General features: G+C 70.7%; 16 protein-coding genes. 7 read left to right on the forward strand and 9 right to left on the reverse strand.

Features of this window, described 5'->3' with window-relative positions; all coding sequences use genetic code 11:
* Positions 1-2: 2 nt before the first annotated feature.
* From ACWDZ7_RS09250 to ACWDZ7_RS09260, 3 genes are read right to left on the reverse strand one after another with little or no spacing between them, the layout of a single operon-like run.
* Positions 3-908, reverse strand: a complete 906-nt coding sequence (locus tag ACWDZ7_RS09250; RefSeq protein WP_451796054.1) for an ABC transporter permease — start codon at positions 906-908, stop codon at positions 3-5.
* On the reverse strand, positions 905-1,855 hold the full coding sequence (locus tag ACWDZ7_RS09255; RefSeq protein ID WP_451796055.1) for an ABC transporter permease: 951 nt from the start codon (positions 1,853-1,855) through the stop codon (positions 905-907). The genes ACWDZ7_RS09250 and ACWDZ7_RS09255 overlap by 4 nt, the downstream gene beginning before the upstream one ends.
* Positions 1,852-3,693, reverse strand: coding sequence for a peptide ABC transporter substrate-binding protein (locus ACWDZ7_RS09260; protein WP_451796056.1), 1,842 nt, complete (start codon positions 3,691-3,693; stop codon positions 1,852-1,854). The genes ACWDZ7_RS09255 and ACWDZ7_RS09260 overlap by 4 nt, the downstream gene beginning before the upstream one ends.
* A 207-nt stretch (positions 3,694-3,900) precedes the next feature.
* On the opposite strand from ACWDZ7_RS09260, the gene ACWDZ7_RS09265 reads away from it, so the two are divergent.
* From ACWDZ7_RS09265 to ACWDZ7_RS09280, 4 genes are all read left to right on the forward strand, one after another.
* Entirely contained in the window at positions 3,901-5,091 is a 1,191-nt protein-coding gene (locus ACWDZ7_RS09265) for an ROK family protein (protein WP_451796057.1), read from the forward strand.
* The gene (locus ACWDZ7_RS09270; RefSeq protein WP_451796058.1) at positions 5,088-6,674 is read left to right on the forward strand and encodes a M81 family metallopeptidase; all 1,587 of its coding nucleotides are present in this window, start codon (positions 5,088-5,090) and stop codon (positions 6,672-6,674) included. The genes ACWDZ7_RS09265 and ACWDZ7_RS09270 overlap by 4 nt, the downstream gene beginning before the upstream one ends.
* Positions 6,675-6,771: 97 nt before the next feature.
* Positions 6,772-7,593: a transporter substrate-binding domain-containing protein gene (locus ACWDZ7_RS09275; protein WP_451796059.1), complete on the forward strand. Its 822-nt coding sequence runs from the start codon at positions 6,772-6,774 to the stop codon at positions 7,591-7,593.
* A 98-nt stretch (positions 7,594-7,691) separates the two neighbouring features.
* Complete coding sequence (locus tag ACWDZ7_RS09280) at positions 7,692-8,015, forward strand: DUF6479 family protein (protein WP_451796060.1); 324 nt, start codon at positions 7,692-7,694, stop codon at positions 8,013-8,015.
* 44 nt (positions 8,016-8,059) lie between these two features.
* Here the strand turns inward: ACWDZ7_RS09280 and ACWDZ7_RS09285 are convergent, their stop codons facing one another.
* Positions 8,060-8,287 carry a WhiB family transcriptional regulator gene (locus tag ACWDZ7_RS09285; protein WP_451796061.1) on the reverse strand — a complete coding sequence of 76 codons (228 nt, stop codon included), beginning with the start codon at positions 8,285-8,287 and terminating at the stop codon, positions 8,060-8,062.
* A gap of 90 nt (positions 8,288-8,377) precedes the next feature.
* On the opposite strand from ACWDZ7_RS09285, the gene ACWDZ7_RS09290 reads away from it, so the two are divergent.
* Positions 8,378-8,761 carry a VOC family protein gene (locus tag ACWDZ7_RS09290; protein WP_451796062.1) on the forward strand — a complete coding sequence of 128 codons (384 nt, stop codon included), beginning with the start codon at positions 8,378-8,380 and terminating at the stop codon, positions 8,759-8,761.
* Positions 8,762-8,831: 70 nt separating this feature from the next.
* On the opposite strand, the gene ACWDZ7_RS09295 is transcribed toward ACWDZ7_RS09290, so the two are convergent.
* A complete protein-coding gene (locus tag ACWDZ7_RS09295) occupies positions 8,832-9,911 on the reverse strand; it encodes an NADH:flavin oxidoreductase/NADH oxidase (RefSeq protein WP_451796063.1) in 1,080 nt (359 codons plus the stop codon).
* Between the two features lie 146 nt (positions 9,912-10,057).
* Here ACWDZ7_RS09295 and ACWDZ7_RS09300 point away from each other — a divergent pair, with 146 nt between their 5' ends.
* The gene (locus tag ACWDZ7_RS09300) at positions 10,058-10,417 is read left to right on the forward strand and encodes an ArsR/SmtB family transcription factor (RefSeq protein WP_451796064.1); all 360 of its coding nucleotides are present in this window, start codon (positions 10,058-10,060) and stop codon (positions 10,415-10,417) included.
* Positions 10,418-10,508: 91 nt separating this feature from the next.
* On the opposite strand, the gene ACWDZ7_RS09305 is transcribed toward ACWDZ7_RS09300, so the two are convergent.
* Entirely contained in the window at positions 10,509-11,870 is a 1,362-nt protein-coding gene (locus ACWDZ7_RS09305; protein WP_451796065.1) for an FAD-dependent oxidoreductase, read from the reverse strand.
* Positions 11,871-11,993: 123 nt separating this feature from the next.
* Positions 11,994-12,680, reverse strand: coding sequence for a DUF305 domain-containing protein (locus ACWDZ7_RS09310; protein WP_451796066.1), 687 nt, complete (start codon positions 12,678-12,680; stop codon positions 11,994-11,996).
* Between the two features lie 175 nt (positions 12,681-12,855).
* Between ACWDZ7_RS09310 and ACWDZ7_RS09315 the strand changes: the two genes are divergently transcribed.
* Entirely contained in the window at positions 12,856-14,367 is a 1,512-nt protein-coding gene (locus ACWDZ7_RS09315) for an LVIVD repeat-containing protein (protein WP_451796067.1), read from the forward strand.
* On the opposite strand, the gene ACWDZ7_RS09320 is transcribed toward ACWDZ7_RS09315, so the two are convergent.
* Together ACWDZ7_RS09320 and ACWDZ7_RS09325 are read right to left on the reverse strand one after the other, a co-directional pair.
* Entirely contained in the window at positions 14,355-15,023 is a 669-nt protein-coding gene (locus tag ACWDZ7_RS09320) for a TetR/AcrR family transcriptional regulator (protein WP_451796068.1), read from the reverse strand. The two genes, ACWDZ7_RS09315 and ACWDZ7_RS09320, sit on opposite strands and share 13 nt — an antisense overlap.
* Before the next feature lie 181 nt (positions 15,024-15,204).
* A complete protein-coding gene (locus ACWDZ7_RS09325; protein ID WP_451796069.1) occupies positions 15,205-15,900 on the reverse strand; it encodes an HAD family hydrolase in 696 nt (231 codons plus the stop codon).
* Positions 15,901-15,924: the final 24 nt, after the last annotated feature.

Below are 15,924 nucleotides of genomic sequence, written 5' to 3' on the forward strand. Positions count from 1 at the left end.
CCTTACTTCCGCAGCCGCACTTCGAACGCGTCCCGCAGCCCGTCGCCGATGAAGTTGAAGGCGGCGACGACCAGCACGATCGCGATGCCCGGCGGGAAGATCAGCCACCAGTAGCCGTTCTGGGTGTAGGTGATGCCGGAGGACAGCATCGAGCCCCAGTCGGCCGAGGGCGGTGGAATGCTCAGGCCGAGGAAGGCGAGGTAGCTGACGTAGAGGATCGCGTCGGCGATCTGGAACGTGCAGTTGACGATGACCGTGCCGATGGCGTTCGGCACGATGTGCTTGAGGACGGCCCGGGTGCCGCTGCCGCCCATCATCCGCATGGCCTGGACGTACTCGCGGTCGCGCAGCGACAGCGCCTCGCCGCGTACCAGGCGGGCGGGGGAGAGCCAGGCGACCGCCGCGATGATCATGATGAGGACGCCCTTGCTGGGCGTGATGATCGCGGCGACCACGACGAGCAGGAACATCGCCGGGATGGCGAGCGCCGCGTCGGTCACGCGCATCATCGTGGAGTCGACCCAGCCGCCGAAGTATCCGGCGATCGCGCCGTAGACGGTGCCGAAGAGGGTGGCCAACAGCCCGGCCGCCAGACCGATTTCGAGAGATGTCCGACCGGCCACCATCAGGCGGCCGATCATGTCGTAGCCGAGGTCGGTGGTGCCGAGGAGGTGGCCGGGGCTGCCGGGCGGTAGGTTGGCCCGGGACAGGTCGGTGTGGATCTGCTCGGTGGGGTGCAGGAGCGGGCCGAGGTAGCTGAACGCCAGCAGCAGGGCGAGTACGACCACGCCCGTGAGGGCGAGTCCGTTGCCGGTGAAGACCCGTAGGGTGCGGCGGGCCAGCGAGGGCGTGGCCCGCGCCGCCTCCTCGTGGCCGGGGGCGGTGACAGGGGCGACCGTGGTGCTCATGCCACGCTCCGTATCCGGGGGTCGAGGACGGCGTAGAGGATGTCGGTGAGCAGGGAGCCGACGACGGTGGCGACGCCGACGACGAGCGTCACACCGAGCAGGACGGGGAAGTCGGAGCCCTGTGCCGCGTTCCAGAACAGCAGGCCCATGCCGGGGTAGTTGAACATCGACTCGACGACGAGGGCGCCGCTGAAGAGCGTCGGCAGGTAGAGGCCGAGGAGCGTCGCGAGCGGGATGAGGGCGTTGCGCAGGACGTGCCTGACCATGATCCGGCGGCTCGACTGGCCCTTGGCCATGGCGGTACGGACGTACTCCTCGGTGAGATTGTCCAGGACCGCCGAGCGCATGTAGCGGCTGAACATGGCGATGATGCCGAAGGCCATGGTGACGACCGGCAGGACAAGGCCGCTGAAGTCGCCGAGGAGTTCGCCGACCGTCTCGCCCTGTGGTGCCTCCGCCGGGAGGACCGGTATGACCTGCGCGAACAGGATGATCATGATGAGGCCGAGGAAGAACACCGGCGTCGCGTACAACAGGAAGGCGAGGCCCGTCAGCGCGTAGTCCGACGCCTTGCCGCGCCGTACGGCCTGCAGCAGGCCGAGCGGGACCGCGATGACGACCGCGAGCGCGGTGGACAGGACGGTGAGGAGCAGCGTCTTGGGCAGGCGCTGCTTCAGCAGGTCGAGGACGGGCGAGTTGAGTTTGAATGACTCGCCGAGGTCGCCCGTGAGGAGCCGCTTCAGGTACATCGCGTACTGCGTCGGCATTGAACGGTCGTACCCCTGCTGGTGGTTGAAGTGCTCGATCTGCTGCGGGGTGCCTTTGGGGCCGAGGATGGCGCGCGCGGGGCCGCCCGGCAGGAGGTGCAGGAGCACGAAGACGATGACCGACACCAGGAAGAGGACGACGACCGCCTGGAGGAAGCGCTTGACCAGAAAGCCGGTCACTTCTCGGCTCCCTTCTTCTTGACGTAGTACCAGTGCTGGGGCGCGAAGGTGACGGTCGGGTTCTGCGAGACGCCGCGCAGGTCGTTGCGGATCACGGAGACCTGGTACGCCGGGTTGGGCATCCACATCACGGGCAGCTGCTCGGCGAGGTACTCGCCGTACTCGTGTACGGCCTTCATGTCGGGGGAGTACTGCACGGCCCGGATGACGCGGTCGGCCTTCTCGTCGCTGTAGTTGCCGAAGTTGGCGGAGGCGCCCGTCGAGAAGAGCTGTTCGCCGCTGGGGTTGAGCGGGTAGTACCAGCTGCCGGCCGTCCCGAAGAAGGACATGTCCCAGTCGCAGCCGGGGTCCTTCGCCTCGCACGGGATGGAGTTCCCGAGAACCGAGTTCAGCGGCTGCTGACGTATGGTCAGGTCGATCCCGGCCTTGGACAGCGAGGACTTCAGCTCCTGCATCATGTTCGTCGTCTCGGTCGAGCCGGACTGGGAGAGCAGGGTCAGCTCCAGCGGGGCGTCCTTCTCGATGCCCTTGCCGCACTGGTTCGCGCCCGTCCCGGGGCGTACGCAGCGGGCCGTGCCGTCCTTGGTCCGCCAGCCGTGCGCGGTGAGCAGGCGGCGGGCCTTCTCCACGTCGTACGGATACCGGTTCCTCTCCATCGCCCTGGACAGGTACTGGCTCTTCGGCGTCACCGGCACCGGGCCGAGCGTCGGTGTCGCGCCGCCCTGCCAGATGACGTCGCTCATCGCCTTCTGGTCGACGAGGTGCTGCATGGCCCGGCGGATGTAGAGCCGGCTCATCAGCGGGCCGCCGCGCGTGGAGTTGAAGTTGTAGACGATGTACGTCGCCGCCCAGCCCTCCCACGGATCGACGCGGTAGCCCTTGCCCTCGAACCTCTCCTTCTGGGCCATCACCGAGGGAGGGATGTAGCCGTAGTCGACACCGCCCGAACGCAGCACGTTGTACTCGGAGTCGGCCGTCGTGAACGGCTTGAAGACCACCTTGTCCAGGTGCGGGCGCTCCGACTTCGGGCCGGTGAACTTCTCGTTCGGCACGATCGTGACCTGCCCGCTGTCGCGCCAGTCCGCCAGCTTCCACGGGCCGTTGACGGTCTTCCACAGCGGGTCGGTGCCGTACGAGCCGAGGCTCTTCGCATGCCGGGTCAGCCGCGCGAAGACCGCTCTGGCCCCCTCCGTCGTGCGGTCCCAGTCGCCGATCCTCCCGCCGTCGGTCCTGGCGTCCCAGGCGTGCTGGGGGAGGGCCCGCAACAGAGTGAGCTGGTTGGCGGTGAACCAGTCCGGGTTGTACGCGCGTGTCAGGTGCAGCCGCACCGTGTGGTCGTCGAGCGTCTCGAACCGCTTGACGTTGTCCGGCATCGTGCCGACCGAGTAGCTGCCCCACTCCGCCTTGTTGGCCTTGACCAGGCGGAACCAGAACTCCAGATCGCGCGTGGTGACCGGCTTCCCGTCGGACCACCGCACGCCCTCGCGCAGCGGCACCGTCACCGTCTTGTTGCCGTCGCTGTACGTCGGCGCCAGGCCCAGCGTGCCGGGGCCGTGCGTGGTCAGCTCGCCCTCCGCCTTGTCCTGCACGGCGTCGTACACCGGCATGAACAGCAGGGAGTTGATCCCGTAGTTGTACGAGGCGCCGTAGCCGGGCGCGCCGATCGGGAAGATCCAGTTGGGCGTGGCGGCCGGCGGGAGCGCCATGGTCGCCGTGCCGCCCTCGACGGGAGTGCCGCCGGTGGGGCCCATGTCGATGCGGCCGCCCTCGCGGACGCAGCCGGTGAGGGCCACCGCGAGGACGAGCAGGGCTGCCGCCGCGGACCTGAGTGAGCGCATGGCGATGGGCCTCCAAGGGGTGCGGGGCCGGCCCCCGTGCCGGAGAACGACGGGGCGGCGCCCGAACGCTAGGCCGCAGCCGAAAAACAAGTCAATAGCTTGGTTCGGCAAGGGTCCGGAAAGTCGGCAGAGCTGGCCAACTTCCTCTGCCCCGACCTATTGTTCATGTCGTTCTCGAACGAAGACATCGAAGTAACTGGGGGCGGTATGGCCGGAACACCACTCGGCGAACCAGGGTCGGCGCGGCACATCGTCCACCTGGTCTCCTCGGGGGCGGCCACCTCCCGGGCCGACCTCGTACGTGAACTGGGCCTCGCCCCCTCGACGGTCTCCCTGCGGGTACAGGAACTGGTCGACGCCGGGCTCCTCAGCGAGTCCGGCGAGGGCGCCTCGCGCGGCGGCCGCAGGCCGAGGCTGCTGCGGGTCGCCGCGCACGGCGCTGTCGCGGTCGCCGCGGACCTCGGCAGCCACCACGCGCGGCTCGGCGTGGTCGACCTCGGCGGCACGGTGCGGGACGCCGTCGACCTGCCGCACGACATCACCGCGGGCCCCGAGTCCGCGGTCGACTGGCTCTGCGGCCAGGTCGACCGCCTCGTCGCCCGCCAGCACGGAGAGGGCCGTACGGTGTGCGCGTTCGGGGTCGCGTTCCCCGGGCCCGTGCAGCCCGCCACGGGCCGCGTCCTGAGTCCGTCCCGCATGCCCGGCTGGCACCGCCACCCGCTGCGGGACGTCCTCGCCGAGCGGCTCGGCATCCCCGTCACCGTCGACAACGACGCCACGATGATGGCCGTCGGCGAACACCGCGTCGCACGGCCCGGCCTTGACCACCTCGTCGTCGTCAAGGCCGGGCGCGGCATCGGCAGCGGCATCATCTCCGCCGGACGCCCGCACGACGGCGCCAACGGCAGCGCGGGTGACATCAGCCACGTCCGCGTCGACGCCGCCGGCGACCGCCCGTGCAGCTGCGGCAACATCGGCTGCCTGGAGACCGTGGCCAGCGGCGCGGCCCTCATCCGCGAACTCGGCCTCCAGGGCGTCGAGGTCACCGACACCAGCGACCTGCTGCGCCTCGTCGCGGACGGCGACCCGCAGGCCACCACCCTCGTCCGCACCGCCGGACGGCACATCGGCACGGTCCTGTCCGTCGTCGTCAACTTCTTCAACCCGCAGGCCGTGGCGCTCGGCGGCGTCCTCGCGACCGCCGAACCCCTGGTCGCCGCCGTGCGCGGCGTGCTCTACGAGCGCTGCCTGCCCCTCGCGACGGCCGATCTGGAGATCACCACCACCGTCACGGGCGTCGACGCGGGCCTCCTCGGCGCCGGCCTCACCGCCCTGCGCCACCACCTCCCCACCACCGCGGCCGCCCCCGCACCCCAGGAAGAGAGCGCACCCGCATGACCCCCACCGCGCACCGCCGCCGCCTGCGCATCGGTATCGGCGGCATCGGCATCGAGTCCTCCACGTTCTGCCCGCACCGCTCCACCACGGACGACTTCCGTCAGACACGCGGCCAGGACCTCCTCGACCGCTACACGTGGACGCGCCCCGACTCCGACCTCGCCGCCACCGTCGAATGGGTGCCGCTGCTGCACGCCACCTCGCTGCCCGGCGGACCGGTGGAAGCGGAGTCGTATCTGACGCTCAAGGACGAACTGGTCACGCGCATAAGGGAAGCGGGGCCGCTCGACGGCCTTGTGTACGACATCCACGGCGCGATGAGCGTCACCGGCCTGAGCGACGCCGAGGCCGACCTCACCGAAGCGGTGCGCGCCGCCCTCGACTCCATCGGCACCCCGGACGGCACCGGCCGCCCGATGATCTCCACCGCCATGGACCCGCACGGCAACGTCTCACGCCGCTTCGCCGAGCCGGTCGACCTGCTCACCGCCCACCGCCTCGCCCCGCACGAGGACGCATGGGAGACCCGCGAGCGTGCGGCCCGCAACCTCGTACGGTGCCTGCTCGACGGCACCCGGCCGCACCGCGCCTGGGTACAGGTCCCGGTGCTGCTGCCCGGCGAGAAGACCAGCACCCGCCTGGAGCCCGCCAAGTCCCTCTACGCCTCGCTCGCCGACATCGAGAAGCTGCCCGGCATCCTCGACGCCGCGCTGTGGGTCGGCTACGCCTGGGCCGACGAGCCGCGCTGCAAGGCCGCCGTCGTCGTCACCGGCGACGACGCCGAACTCGCCGCAGCCGAGGCCGAGAAGCTCGCCCGCCGCTACTGGGACGCGCGCCGCGACTTCGTCTTCGTCGGCCCGACGGGCAGCGCCGAGGAGTGCGTCGAGCGGGCCGCGGCCTCGGACAAGCGCCCCTTCCTGATCAGTGACTCGGGCGACAACCCGACGGCGGGCGGCGCGGGCGACCTCGCGTACATGCTGGGCAAGCTCCTCGACCACGACGCGATCCGCTCCGGCGAGGTCACCGCGGTCCACCCCGGCATCACCGACCCGGTCGCCGTCGCCCACTGCTTCGAGGCGGGCGTGGGCGCGGAGGTGACGCTGAGCGTCGGCGGCAAGGTCGACGCCGACCACGGCGGGCCGTACGAACTGACCGGTACCGTCGTCGCGTTGCAGCGCGCCGCCGACCGCAAGGACCGCGCCGAGGGCGGTGCCTACGACCGCGGGGCCGACATGGCGGCCGTGCGCACCGGTGGCCTCACCGTGATCCTCGTCGAGCGCCGCAAGCCGTTCCACACCCTGGCCGACTTCATGGGCCCGCGCAATGGCGGCCTCGGCATCGACCCTCGTACGTACGACATCGTGGCCGTGAAGATCGGCTATCTGGAGCCGGAGCTGTACGACATGGCGGCGGACTGGCTGCTCGCCCTCACGCCGGGCGGCGTCGACCAGGACCTGCCGCGCCTGGGGCACCACCGGGTGGAACGGCCGCTGTACCCGTTCGACGAGGACGCGTACGAGGACGCGTACGCCGGCGGGGCGCCGGACCTGACCCCGGTCCGGCTGGCCCCGCTCGCTCCGTGAGAAGGGGGTTCACCCGCGGGAACCGGTCTGCGAAGGTGATCGAGCCTGGTCGAAGGTGATCCCGTCGAGCCGTCCGTAGCGCAGAGGAGCCCCCCCCGTGAAGCGTGCCGCCACCCTGTCCGCCCTCGTCTGTCTGCTGGCCGTCACCGCCGCCGCGCCCGCCTCGCCCGACGCGGGCGCGGGCGCGCGCCCGGACCGCCACCGGGGCAGCCTCCTGGACTCCGTGCCGAACAAGGGCGTACTGAAGGTCTGCACGACCGGCGACTACGCCCCCTTCACGAAGCGGGACCCGGCCGACAGGACATACAGCGGCGTGGACATCAAGATGGCGCGCGACCTCGCGAAGAGCCTGGAAGCTGAGCCGAAGTTCGTGGCGACGACCTGGGCGGACCTCACCAAGGACGTCGCCGCGCGCCGCTGCGACATCGGCGTGGGCGGCGTCTCGATCACGCTGCCGCGCGCCCGCCAGGTCTACTTCAGCGAGCCCACCCGCGAGGACGGCAAGACGCCGATCGTGCGCTGCGCGGACAAGGACCGGTTCGGCGCGGGCGCGCTGACGGACATCGACAAGCCGGGCACGAAGGTCATCGTCAACCCCGGCGGGACGAACGAGGAGTTCGCGCGAGCGAACATCAAGCGGGCGACGATCGCACTCCATCCGGAGAACACGACCATCTTCCAGGAGATCATCGACGGCCGGGCGGACGTGATGATGACGGACGCGAGCGAGACGCTCTACCAGTCGAAGATCCACCCCGAACTCTGCTCGCTCCACCCCGACAGGCCCTTCACCTTCTCGGAGAAGGCGTACGCGATGCCGCGCGGGGACGAGGAGTTCAAGGAGTACGTCGACCAGTTCGTGCACCTCGCGACGCATGACGGGACGTACGCGGCGTACGAGGCCGAGTGGATGAAGTGACTGAGCCGATGCGGTGACCGAGCCGATGCGGTGATGGACCGAGCCGGATGCGGTGAGCGAGCCGGTGTCCGCCGCCGGGTCGCGGGTACTCGGCGCCCATGACTGGCCTCAAGACCGACCTCAGTGTGGAACACCTCGCCGCCTCGGCGCCGCTGGGCGGACTCCTGCCGTTCCTGGCGGGAGTGGCCATCGCCGCCCTGCTGGTCTGGGCCGTGTGGTTCGGGGTCCGGGTCCGCGACAGGGAGCAGGTGCCGCCCCGCCCCCAGGACCAGCCGCAACCGCCCCCCGGCGGCCCGGTCGGGCACGTCGAGGAGGTGCGGGAGCCGGACGAAGTCCCCAGGGGGCAGGGCAGGTTGACCCCGCACCGTCTGAAGGGCTCGGGCAATGTCGCGTCCAAGCGCGGTGAGCGTCGGCCGCGTTGACGAAGGCGCAGGCCCGCCCGAACCGTTCAGGGGTCCCGAACCGTTCAGGGGTGCGGCGTTCTCCTGTTCAGCGCCGCACGCTCCTCCTCGCAGGTGCCGCCCCATACGCCGGACGCCTGCCCCGTGCTGAGTGCCCAGGCCAGGCACTCCCCGCTCACCGGGCAGCGGGCGCAGATCTGCTTGGCGGCGTCGAGATCTCTTATCGCGGGTCCTGTAGTGCCGATGGGAAAGAACAGGTCGGGGTCCTCATCGGCGCAGGCGGCCCTGTGCATCCACTCCATGGTCGCGCGGGTGCCCCTGGCCGGTGGGCGGAAACGCCGCACGCCCCGTTTGGCGGCATGGGCGCGGGGGACCCGGACGCCATGACCGTTCACAAGAACACCGTTCTCGTACTGGACTGTTCGGAGCCGGAGCAGCTGGCCGAGTTCTACGCCGGACTGCTCGGCGCGGAGGTCCAGTTGAGCAAGGACCCCGACTACGTAGAGGTCACCAACGAGAACGGGGTCTGCCTCGCCGTGCACAGGGAGCGCGACTACATCCCGCCGAGCTGGCCCCGCCCCGAGGACTCGCAGCAGGCACACCTGCGGATCATGGTGGCCCGGTACGACATGGACGAGGCGGAGCGCGAGGCGGTCGGCCTCGGGGCGCGCCCGGTGGACACGAAGAACAACAGCGGTCCGCGCGACACGCGCACGTACGCGGACCCGGCCGGTCACTCCTTCACGATGGCGGCCATTCCAGAGTGAAGTGAGTGAAGCGAGTGAAGTAAGTGAAGCGAGTGCACCGGGCGGCGGACCTGTGGTGTGCTGCTCCTGCTCAGACCGACCGGTGGTACTGGTCCGGCACGTGCACCTCGGCGCCGAGTTCGCGTCCCGCGCGCCGCGCCCACGACGGGTCGCGCAGCAGTTCCCGGCCCAACAGGACCGCGTCCGCCTCACCATTGGCGATGATCTTCTCGGCCTGCGCCACCTCGGTGATGAGGCCGACCGCGGCGACCGCCAGCTCCGTCTCGGCCTTCACCCGTGCGGCGAACGGCACTTGGTAGCCGGGGGCGACCGGGATGCGGACGCCGGCGGCGTTGCCGCCCGTGGACACGTCGAGCAGGTCGACGCCGTGCTCCTTGAGCGCGGTGGCGAAGCGGACGGTGTCGTCGGCCGTCCAGCCCGCCTCTTCCAGCCAGTCGGTGGCGGAGATGCGGAAGAACAGCGGCTTGTCCGCGGGCCACACGGCCCGTACGGCGTCGACCACTTCGAGCGCGAAACGCGTGCGGTTCTCGTACGAACCGCCGTACGCGTCGGTGCGCTTGTTGCTGTGCGGGGAGAGGAACTCGCCGACCAGGTAGCCGTGCGCGCCGTGGATCTCGGCGACCTCGAAGCCCGCGTCCAGCGAGCGCCGCGCGGCGTCGGCGAACCGCGCGACGATCTCGCGGATCTCCTCGACGGTCAGCTCCGTCGGCACGGGATGGCGCTCGTCGAAGGCGACGGGGCTGGGCCCGACGGGCTGCCAGCCGTACTCCTCCGCGCCCACCGGGGCGCCGCCCTTCCAGGGACGGCCGGTGGACGCCTTGCGCCCGGCGTGCCCGATCTGGATGCCGGGGACGGTGCCCTGGCTCTTGAGGAACGCCGTCGTCCGGCGGAACGCCTCTACCTGTGTGTCGTTCCAGATGCCCAGGTCGTACGGGCTGATGCGGCCCTCGGGGCTGACGGCGGTGGCCTCGACGATGATCAGGCCGGTGCCGCCGGCGGCACGTGCCGCGTAGTGCGCGAAGTGCCAGTCCTGCGGAACACCCGCCTGGGGGCCCTCCGGCAGCGCCGAGTACTGGCACATCGGGGGCATCCAGACCCGGTTCGGGATCGTCAGCGATCGCAGGGTGTACGGCTCGAACAGGGCGCTCACGGCGGACTCCATTCCTTGCGGCTGGTGTACTGCTCGTACGATAGACCTCGTAGTACGGTGAATGTCAAACTACGATGAGTCTCGTACAATGACCCAAGGGAACACCGGCACTGGCGCCAGGGAACACCGGACGAAGTGGAGCCGTCATGACGACCGCCGCAGCGAGCAGCAGGACGCTGGCCCACCCCGAGCCCGAGGACATCCGGCTCGAAGCGGTGCTGCACGCTCTCGCCGACCCCATGCGGATGCGGGTGGTCCGGGATCTCGCCCGGGAGGAGGGGGCCGAGCTGTCCTGCTCGTACTTCGCCCTGCCCGTCACCAAGTCGACGAGCACGCACCACTTCCGGGTGCTGCGTGAGAGCGGCGTGATCCGGCAGATCTACCGCGGCACGGCCAAGCTGAGCGTGCTGCGCCGCGACGACCTGGACGCGCTCTTCCCCGGTCTGCTCGACAGCGTCCTCGCCGCGGCCGCCCTCCAGGTCGACCGGCTCGGCACCGACGGCTGACCCGGCCGCCGACGCCGACCCGGCCCCCGAGCGGCGGGCTTCGCGCCGGCCGGGCCTAGTGGGCTACTGACCCTGCGCCGTCCATAGTGGGCTACCGCCCCTGCGCCGCCCGCCGCAGCCCCGTCCAGTCAGGGATCTTCACCACGCCCCGCCCGAGCGACCGCCCCAGCTCCGCCTCCGCCCGCTCGATGGCCAGCCACCCCGGCCACTCCACAGGGCGCAGGCCCGCCGCGCGCAGCCCCGTCAGCGGATCCTCCGGAACGTCCTTCCGTACGAGGTCGGGGGCATCGTCGAGCAGCGACTGCACCGTCTCCTTGGCGCACGGGCGGTTCGTGCCGATGACACCGGTCGGGCCGCGCTTGATCCACCCGGCCACGTACTCTCCCGGTGACGGCGCCCCGTCGCGCAGCACCCGCCCCGCGGCGTGCGGCACCGTGCCCCGGTCGGCGTCGAACGGCAGACCTTCGAGCGGCACCCCGCGGTAGCCGACCGAGCGCAGGACCAGCTGCGCCGGGATGTCCTCGTACCGCCCCGAACCGGTCACCCCGCCCCGGCCGTCCGGCAGTGTCCGCTCGAACCGTGCCCCGCCGACGCGGCCCGCGGCCCCGGCCGTCAGGGCCACCGGCCGCAGGAAGAAGCGCAGCCGGATCCTCCGGGGCAGTCCCCGCGCGGGACGCTCGGCCCAGCCGCGCAGCACCTCGACGTTGCGTCGGCTCGCGGCGGGCAGCCCCGACGGGTCGGCGTACGCGGGGTCCAGCGCCAGCTCCTGAGGATCGACGAGGATTTCCGTGTCCGGGAGCGAGCCGAGTTCCCGCAGCTCCTTGGTGGTGAACCGGGCCTGGGACGGCCCGCGCCGCCCGACCATGTGCACCTCACGCACCCGGCTCCCCGCGAGGACGCCGAGCGCCGCGTCCGGCATGTCGGTGGGCAGCAGCTCGGTGACCCCGCGGGCCAGGATGCGGGCGACGTCCACCGCGACGTTCCCCACGCCGATGACGACGGCCGACTCCACGCCGCGTACGAAACCGTCCTGCTGGAAACCGTCCGTCAGGACATCCGGATGCGCGCTGTACCAGGAGACGAACTCGGTCGCCGAGTGGCTGCCGGGCAGGTCCTCGCCGGGCACCCCGAGCCTGCGGTCCGCCGCCGCGCCGACGCAGTAGACCACCGCGTGGTACAGGCCGAGCAGCCGCTCCGGAGGCAGAGCACCCGGACCGATCTCGACGGCGCCGAGAAAGCGCACGCGGTCGTGTTCCAGGACCGTGCGCAGATTGTTCTGCAGGGACTTGATCTTCTCGTGGTCCGGCGCGACGCCGTAGCGCACGAGGCCGTAGGGGCAGGGGAGCCGGTCGAGGACATCGACCCGCACCCCCGGCACCCGCTCCTGCTGGACCAGGGACTGCGCGGCGTACACCCCGCTGGGGCCCGAACCGACGACGGCGACCTGCAGCACGGTGGTGCTCCCTCCGCGAGGCGACCCCGGGACGGTTTCAGGATCGCACTCGTGGTGCCCGCTGTCAGGAGCGTGTGCCGTGGCGCCCGCCGTCCGTCGCCCGCCTTCCGTCGCTCGCGCGGCTCAGTCCATCTCCCGCATCCGGCTGATCTCGCTCGACTGCTGCGCCACGACGTCGTTCGCCATCTCCTCGACCTGGATGTTGTTGCCCTCGGCCAGCACGTCCGTGGCCATCGTGACCGCCCCGCTGTGGTGCGTGATCATCAGCTTCAGGAAGAGCTGGTCGAACGCCTTGCCCTTCGCGGCGCGCAACTGCTTGAGCTGCGCGTCCGTGGCCATTCCGGGCATCGTCGCGTGGTCGTGCCCGTTCCCCTGCGCGGTCCCGTGTCCGGCGTCCTCGCGCGGGCCGCCGTGGCTCTTCAGCCAGCGCTTCATGGCGCCGATCTCCGGTGCCTGCGCGGCGCTGATGCGGGAGGCGAGCCGCTTGACCTTCCCCGACCCGGCGCGCTTCGGGGCGAGTCCGGTCATCGTCAGCGCCTGGCCGTGGTGCGTGATCATCATCTGCGTGTAGGTGAAGTCCGCCGAGTTCGGGGTGTCGTCGTCGACTCTCCTCCCGGCCGCCTCCTTCGCCGACATCGTCTCCGCGGTCTCGCCCGGTCTGCCGGGGGCGATCACCGAGGGGCCCGGCGACGCCTCGCGACCGGCGCCGGACTTCGAGCCCCCGCCCGCGCCGGAGTCACAGCCCCCGAGTGCGAGAACGGCGGTGGTGACGAGCGCGGTGACGGCGGACGTACGGCGGTTGAGCGGCACAGCGACCTCCTTGGCACACGGGCGGGTTGGGCTGCGTACTAGCACGAAGGCGCGTATCCGTGACCGAAGACTTTCGTGACGAGTACGTCGCCCTCTGTTGATCTGTGCATGATGAGCACGATACTGCGGGTGTCCGTGAACCGTTCGACTGTGAACGGCGACAAGGGAGGACGCAGTGACCCTGTTGAAAGAATCCCGAACTCGACGCAGACGCCTGGGAGTCGGCGCCGCGGCGGCCGGACTCCTCGCCGCGCTGCTCACCGCGGCGCCCGCGGGAGCCACGCCCGACCCCGGTGACTCTCCCGCCGCCCCGAAGAGCGTCTCCAAGAGCGACGCCGCGAAGGCGCGCGAGGCCATCGAGCGCGGCGAGATCCCCGCGCCGGGCGAGGTGGTCCACTCGGCCAACATCGAGCACGTGGCCAACATCCCCAAGGACGCGCTGCCCGGCACGAACACGGACATCGCCTTCCAGGGGAAGTACGCGTTCGCGGGCAACTACGACGGCTTCCGCATCTTCGACATCAGCAGGCCGGAGCAGCCCCGGACAGTCTCGCAGGTCCTGTGCCCGGGCGGGCAGAACGACATCTCCGTCTCGGGGAACCTGCTCTTCCTGTCCACCGACTCCTCGCGCAGCGACAACTCCTGCAACAGCACCTCGCAGCCCGCGACGGAGAAGTCCTCCTGGGAGGGCATGAAGATCTTCGACATCAGCGACAAGGCGAACCCCAGGTACGTCTCGGCCGTCGAGACCGCCTGCGGCTCCCACACGCACACGCTGGTGCCGGAGCGGCGCGACGTCTACGTGTACGTCTCCTCGTACTCGCCGAGCGCGTCGTTCCCCGACTGCCGGCCGCCGCACGACGGGATCTCGATCATCAAGGTGCCGCGCAAGGCCCCGCAGAAGGCGGCGGTCATCGACTTCCCCGTGTTCTTCCCCGGTGAGGGCCCCGACGGGGGCGGCAACCCGGGCGGTCCCACCAACCCGGGCGTCTCCAAGACCACCGGCTGCCACGACCTCACCGTGCTGCCCTCCGAGGATCTCGCCGCGGGCGCGTGCATGGGCGACGGCATCCTCTTCTCCATCGAGGACCCGGATAAGCCGAGGGTCATCGATCAGGTGCAGGACAACGAGAACTTCGCGTTCTGGCACTCGGCGACCTTCAGCCAGAAGGCCGACAAGGTCGTCTTCACCGACGAGCTGGGCGGCGGCTCCGGCGCCACCTGCGACGAGGCCACCGGGCCCAAGCGCGGTGCCAACGGCATCTACGACATCAAGGGCAAGGGCGACAAGCGCAAGCTCGTCTTCAAGAGCTACTTCAAGATCCCGCGCCACCAGGCCACCACCGAGAACTGCGTGGCCCACAACGGCTCGCTGATCCCCGTCAAGGGCAAGGACCTCATGGTCCAGGCCTGGTACCAGGGCGGCGTCTCCGTCTGGGACTTCACCGACTCGACCAGGCCCAAGGAGATCGGGTACTTCGAGCGCGGCCCGCACACCACCGACAAGCTCACGACGGCCGGTTCGTGGTCGGCGTACTACTACAACGGCCGGGTCTACTCCAACGACATCGCCAAGGGCCTCGACGTCCTGAAGATCAACGACAAGCGGACCCAGCCGGCGCAGTGGGTCCGGATGAGCGAACTCAACGTCCAGACGCAGCCCGACTACTTCGACTACTTCGACTGAGGCGACCAAGGCGCCCGAGGCGCACGGAACGACAGCGTCGACGGTGTCCCGTCGGGCGGCGTGCCGCTCGGCGGGACACCGAGCTTCCAGTCCAGGCCGTACCGCTCGAACAGCTCGGCCCGCAGCGTCGTGAGCGGCATCGGCGCACCCGGAATGAGCAGGGCGAACACCGCCCCCATCAGGAGTGCGCGCAGCAGCGGATAGTCCTTGCCCACGTCACCCGACCCGTACCGCACGACGGTGTCGCGCAGCAGCTCGGCCAGGCGCTGCTGCTCGGGGCACTGCACGAAGCCCTCCGCCTGAAGGATCCCCGCCATGTGCGTGCGCATGAGCAGCGGTTCGTCGCGGGCCAGGCCCAGGATCGCGTCGATGGCCCGCGCCAGGCGCTCCTCACCGTCCTCCGTGCCCGGCTCCCGCTCCAGGGCGTCCTCCAGGGTGCGGTGCATCAGACGGTGCACGGCGGACTGCAGGAGCTGGCGCTTTCCGGGGAAGTAGTACGACACCAGGCCGCGGGCCGCGCCCGCCCGGTCGGCGATGTCGCCGAGCTTCGTGGCCTCGTAGCCCCGCTCGCCGACCAGCTCCACCGTGGCCTGCAGCAGCCGCTCGCGGGAACGCCTGCGCAGCTCTTCATTGACCGATGGGCTACGCGGGGACATTCTGTAACTCCTGCGTTGACTGGCTCTGAGCCAATATACTCAGCGCGTGCCGTAACGGGGCCTTCATGAGGTTCCGCACCGGCCGGACCGGCCTTGGGCAGGCAACACCGCGGGGGAGTGTTGCCTGCTCACAGGTGGTTCGGCTCGGGCCGTGCCGGACGACGGCTGACCGTTCACAGCGTCACCCGATCAGGCCGAGCACCGGCCGCAGGGCCTCGGGGCGCCGCTCGGCCGGCAGATGGTCGACGAAGTGCAGCTCGCAGCCCAGATCCGCCGCGCCGCCGTCGGCCCGCCGGTCGTCGCCGACCATCAGGGCGTCGCGGGGATCGACGCCCAGCGCGTCGCACGCCACCGCGAACAGGCGCGTGTCGGGCTTCTGGATGGCGTGCTCGTACGACAGCACGTACGCGTCGATGTACGGGTCGAGCCCATGCGCGCGGAAGACGGGCCGCAGATCCCACCCGATGTTGCTGACCACCGCGACCTTGACGCCCCGCTCGCGCAGCCCAGCGAGTACCTCCTGCGCGTCCCCGTACGGACGCCACGCCTCCGGTGCCATGTGCCGCTCGTACAACGCGTCGTACAGCCGCGGATCGGGCAGCGGCACCTCCCGGGCGGCCCCCGTGTACGCGGCGCGGTGCTGCTCGGCGCTCCGGTCGCGGTTCGCCCACAGCTCGGCGAGGTGCTCGGGCACCGCCACCGGGCAGGCCCCGCCCGGCAACGCCCCCGCCCGCTCCAGGTCCGCCGCCTTCCGCGCCAACTCCCCTTCGGTGAGCGGCACTCCGAGCCCGACGGCCACGGCGCGCAGCCAGGCATCGGTCGGCTCGATGCGGAACAGGGTCCCGGAGAAGTCGAAGAGCACGCCCTTGATCGTCATGAGCAGGATCCTCCGGGAGCGGCC

The organism is Streptomyces sp. NPDC003032 (assembly GCF_053591415.1).

Excerpts from the sequence above, each read along its gene's own strand:
- ACWDZ7_RS09280 (WP_451796060.1), top strand. The coding sequence starts at position 7,692 with ATGACTGGCCTCAAGACCGACCTCAGTGTGGAACACCTCGCCGCCTCG.
- ACWDZ7_RS09320 (WP_451796068.1), bottom strand. The coding sequence starts at position 15,023 with ATGTCCCCGCGTAGCCCATCGGTCAATGAAGAGCTGCGCAGGCGTTCC.
- ACWDZ7_RS09265 (WP_451796057.1), top strand. The coding sequence starts at position 3,901 with ATGGCCGGAACACCACTCGGCGAACCAGGGTCGGCGCGGCACATCGTC.
- ACWDZ7_RS09270 (WP_451796058.1), top strand. The coding sequence starts at position 5,088 with ATGACCCCCACCGCGCACCGCCGCCGCCTGCGCATCGGTATCGGCGGC.
- ACWDZ7_RS09290 (WP_451796062.1), top strand. The coding sequence starts at position 8,378 with ATGACCGTTCACAAGAACACCGTTCTCGTACTGGACTGTTCGGAGCCG.
- ACWDZ7_RS09325 (WP_451796069.1), bottom strand. The coding sequence starts at position 15,900 with ATGACGATCAAGGGCGTGCTCTTCGACTTCTCCGGGACCCTGTTCCGC.
- ACWDZ7_RS09260 (WP_451796056.1), bottom strand. The coding sequence starts at position 3,693 with ATGCGCTCACTCAGGTCCGCGGCGGCAGCCCTGCTCGTCCTCGCGGTG.
- ACWDZ7_RS09250 (WP_451796054.1), bottom strand. The coding sequence starts at position 908 with ATGAGCACCACGGTCGCCCCTGTCACCGCCCCCGGCCACGAGGAGGCG.
- ACWDZ7_RS09300 (WP_451796064.1), top strand. The coding sequence starts at position 10,058 with ATGACGACCGCCGCAGCGAGCAGCAGGACGCTGGCCCACCCCGAGCCC.
- ACWDZ7_RS09285 (WP_451796061.1), bottom strand. The coding sequence starts at position 8,287 with ATGCACAGGGCCGCCTGCGCCGATGAGGACCCCGACCTGTTCTTTCCC.